Annotated in this window: 2 rRNA genes (1 of these 2 running past the window's edge); both read left to right on the forward strand. The window is 50.8% G+C overall.

The window, feature by feature from the left end:
* Positions 1 to 2,787, forward strand: a 23S ribosomal RNA gene (locus QUB24_RS32845); it begins 92 nt to the left of the window's first position.
* Positions 2,788 to 2,941: 154 nt separating this feature from the next.
* Positions 2,942 to 3,054 (forward strand): 5S ribosomal RNA (rrf, locus tag QUB24_RS32850).
* Positions 3,055 to 3,066: the final 12 nt, after the last annotated feature.

The following is a 3,066-nucleotide window of genomic DNA, read 5'->3' on the forward strand; positions in this document are numbered from 1 at the left end:
ATAAGCTTTGATCCGGAGATTTCTGAATGGGGAAACCCACCTCGCAAGAGGTATCGCATACTGAATACATAGGTATGCGAGGCGAACCGGGTGAACTGAAACATCTCAGTAGCTCGAGGAAAAGACATCAACCGAGATTCCGAAAGTAGTGGCGAGCGAAATCGGAAGAGCCTTCTAGTGATAGCACGACTGTTAGCAAAACGGAATGGAAAGTCCGGCCATAGCAGGTGATAGCCCTGTATGCGAAAACAGACGTGTGGTACTAAGCTAGAGAAAAGTAGGGCGGGACACGAGAAATCCTGTCTGAATATGGGGGGACCATCCTCCAAGGCTAAATACTCGTAATCGACCGATAGTGAACCAGTACCGTGAGGGAAAGGCGAAAAGAACCCCGGGAGGGGAGTGAAATAGATCCTGAAACCGCATGCTTACAAAAAGTAGGAGCCCGCAAGGGTGACTGCGTACCTTTTGTATAATGGGTCAGCGACTTACATTCAGTGGCAAGGTTAACCGAATAGGGAAGCCGTAGAGAAATCGAGTCCGAATAGGGCGAATCAGTCGCTGGGTGTAGACCCGAAACCAAGTGATCTATCCATGGCCAGGATGAAGGTGCCGTAACAGGTACTGGAGGTCCGAACCGACTAGTGTTGCAAAACTAGCGGATGAGCTGTGGATAGGGGTGAAAGGCTAAACAAACTTGGAAATAGCTGGTTCTCTCCGAAAACTATTTAGGTAGTGCCTCAAGTATTACCGTCGGGGGTAGAGCACTGTTTAGGCTAGGGGGTCATGGCGACTTACCAAACCTATGCAAACTCCGAATACCGACGAGTACAGCTTGGGAGACAGAGCACCGGGTGCTAACGTCCGGACTCAAGAGGGAAACAACCCAGACCGCCAGCTAAGGTCCCTAAAATTGGCTAAGTGGGAAACGAAGTGGGAAGGCTAAAACAGTCAGGATGTTGGCTTAGAAGCAGCCATCATTTAAAGAAAGCGTAATAGCTCACTGATCGAGTCGTCCTGCGCGGAAGATGTAACGGGGCTAAGCCAGTTACCGAAGCTGCGGATGTGCAATTTATTGCACGTGGTAGGAGAGCGTTCTGTAGGCCTGTGAAGGTGTCTGGTAACGGATGCTGGAGGTATCAGAAGTGCGAATGCTGACATGAGTAGCGTTAAAGGGGGTGAAAAGCCCCCTCGCCGTAAGCGCAAGGTTTTCTACGCAACGTTCATCGGCGTAGAGTGAGTCGGCCCCTAAGGCGAGGCAGAGATGCGTAGCTGATGGGAAACAGGTCAATATTCCTGTACCGATCAATAGTGCGATGTGGGGACGGAGAAGGTTAGCTCAGCCAACTGTTGGATATGTTGGTTCAAGCCTGTAGTCGTGCCTGGTAGGCAAATCCGCCGGGCTTAGATGAGGGGTGATAACGAGTCTGCTTGCAGACGAAGTGAGTGATACCCTGCTTCCAGGAAAAGCCACTAAGCTTCAGCTATTGACGACCGTACCGCAAACCGACACTGGTGCGCGAGATGAGTATTCTAAGGCGCTTGAGAGAACTCAGGAGAAGGAACTCGGCAAATTGATACCGTAACTTCGGGAGAAGGTATGCCCCAAGTAGGTGAACCTGTACAAGGCGAGCCCAACGGGGTTGCAAAAAATCGGTGGCTGCGACTGTTTAATAAAAACACAGCACTCTGCAAACACGAAAGTGGACGTATAGGGTGTGACGCCTGCCCGGTGCTGGAAGATTAAATGATGGGGTGCAAGCTCTTGATTGAAGTCCCAGTAAACGGCGGCCGTAACTATAACGGTCCTAAGGTAGCGAAATTCCTTGTCGGGTAAGTTCCGACCTGCACGAATGGCGTAACGATGGCCACACTGTCTCCTCCTGAGACTCAGCGAAGTTGAAATGTTTGTGATGATGCAATCTCCCCGCGGAAAGACGGAAAGACCCCATGAACCTTTACTGTAGCTTTGTATTGGACTTTGAACAGATCTGTGTAGGATAGGTGGGAGGCTTTGAAGTGATGTCGCTAGATGTCATGGAGCCAACGTTGAAATACCACCCTGGTGTGTTTGAGGTTCTAACCTAGGTCCATTATCTGGATCGGGGACAGTGCATGGTAGGCAGTTTGACTGGGGCGGTCTCCTCCCAAAGCGTAACGGAGGAGTTCGAAGGTACGCTAGTTACGGTCGGACATCGTGACGATAGTGCAATGGCATAAGCGTGCTTAACTGCGAGACTGACAAGTCGAGCAGATGCGAAAGCAGGACATAGTGATCCGGTGGTTCTGTATGGAAGGGCCATCGCTCAACGGATAAAAGGTACTCTGGGGATAACAGGCTGATACCGCCCAAGAGTTCATATCGACGGCGGTGTTTGGCACCTCGATGTCGGCTCATCTCATCCTGGGGCTGTAGCCGGTCCCAAGGGTATGGCTGTTCGCCATTTAAAGAGGTACGTGAGCTGGGTTTAAAACGTCGTGAGACAGTTTGGTCCCTATCTTCCGTGGGCGCTGCAGATTTGAGGAAGCCTGCTCCTAGTACGAGAGGACCGGAGTGGACACACCTCTGGTGTATCGGTTGTCACGCCAGTGGCATTGCCGAGTAGCTAAGTGTGGAAGAGATAACCGCTGAAAGCATCTAAGCGGGAAACTCGTTTCAAGATGAGATCTGCCGGGGCCTTGAGCCCCCTAAAGAGTCGTTCAAGACCAGGACGTTGATAGGTCAGGTGTGGAAGCGCAGTAATGCGTTAAGCTAACTGATACTAATTGCTCGTGCGGCTTGACCCTATAACTTTGATAGCCAATATGCAAACCGTAAGGGATGCGTGAAAAGCTCAAAGATTGTTATGCCAAGTTGACGCAGTCAAAAGACACAAAAATCTGATTCCAAACTCTATGAATTCGCTAGGCTGTTCCTTGAACAGCCCAGCACCCAGTTATGCCTGATGACCATAGCAAGTTGGTACCACTCCTTCCCATCCCGAACAGGACAGTGAAACGACTTTGCGCCGATGATAGTGCGGGTTCCCGTGTGAAAGTAGGTCATCGTCAGGCTCTTACAGCCCA

The organism is Microcoleus sp. B9-D4, from assembly GCF_036705105.1.
Lineage (GTDB): Bacteria > Cyanobacteriota > Cyanobacteriia > Cyanobacteriales > Microcoleaceae > Microcoleus.